The sequence below is a fragment of the Mycobacterium sp. TH-M82 genome (genome assembly GCF_057473605.1).
In genome coordinates this window covers 1-1,343 of sequence record NZ_JBYCKY010000437.1, presented here as the reverse complement: position 1 = coordinate 1,343, position 1,343 = coordinate 1, and the positions used below count along the sequence as shown (strand labels likewise).

The 1,343-nt window shown below is 69.0% G+C and carries 1 protein-coding gene; it reads left to right on the top strand.

Translation table 11 applies throughout. The annotated features are described in order from the left end of the window. The coding region (locus tag AC2VON_RS13500) for an IS701 family transposase (RefSeq protein ID WP_486953420.1) at positions 1 to 1,329 on the top strand (1,329 nt) is incomplete at its 5' end. Between the last annotated feature and the right edge of the window lie 14 nt (positions 1,330 to 1,343).

Here is a 1,343-nt window from a genome sequence, read left to right as displayed (position 1 = left end):
TCGAGGAATTCGTCTTGCCCGCCGATGCTTCCGGGCCTGACCGTACCCGATTCATGGCGCATGTTGTTGGAGACGTTCCGTCCGGTGTTCCGGCGCGGGAGCACCTACGCGGTGTTCGTGCTGTTGGCGACCGGGCTTGCGCTGCAAGCGGGTCGACGCACCGTGGTCGGCATGCTCGCGGGAGCTGGGGTTACCGCGGTGTTGTCGTTTCACACCGCGTGTCGATTCTTCTCCGCGCACAGTTGGGACGTCGACCGGATCGGGCTGGCGCTCGCCCGGGTGATCGTGGACCGGCTGTTGGGCCCGGACACGGCGATCGAGGTGGTGGTCGACGACAGCCTGTTCCGCCGGTGGGGGCCGAAGGTGTTCGGCGCGTTCTGGACCCACGACGGGTCCGCGCAGGACCCCAACGCGCTCGGCCGGGGCAACCGGTGGGTCATCGTCGGGATCGTCGTCGTGCTGCCGTTCTGCAGCCACCCGGTGTGCCTGCCGGTGTTGTTACGGCTGTGGCGCGGCAAGGGCACCGCCTCGCCGGTGCGGCTGGCCGGTGAGCTGATTTCGACTCTGGCCCAAGCATTCCCGCAGCGCGACATCCACGTCGTCGGCGACGCCGCCTACCACGGCACACCGCTGCTGGTCGCGGGCACCACGATCACCACCCGGCTGCCCGCCAACGCCGCGCTATACGCCCCGGCGCCGCCGCGCACCGGTCGACGCGGCCGTCCCCGCCTGAAGGGCGATCGGCTCGGCCGACCGGCCGATCTGGCCGCCGGCGGTCACTGGCAGACGGTCGAGGTGTCGCGCTACGGCCGCGTCGACACCGTCGAGGTCGCCACGACACCGAGCATCTGGTACGGCGCGTTCGGCAACACCGAGGGCCGTACCGTGCTGGCGCGCGAGCCCGGCGACGACAAGGTGTTGGCGATCTTCACCACCGACACCGACAGCCCGGCCCAGGACATCGTGGCCCGCTACGCGCACCGCTGGCCGATCGAGACCGCCATCGCCGCCGGCAAACAACTCCTCGGCGTCGGTCAGGCCCGCAACCGCCTGCAGCGCGCGGTCGAACGCACCGTGCCGTTTCAGTTCATCGTCTACAGCGCGGTCATCGTCTGGTACGCGCTGCACGGCCACCACCCCGACGACCTCGCTACCCGCCGACACGATCAGCCCTGGTACCCGCACAAGGATGAGCCCTCGTTCGAAGACATGCTCGCCAAGCTCCGCAGAACCCTTGTCGCAGCCCGAATTACCGGAGTTTCCGCAGCTCAACCCGACCCCCACAAATACCGCGACTACGAACTGGCCTGCGCCGCAACCGCCGCATAACTGCGAAACTCAAG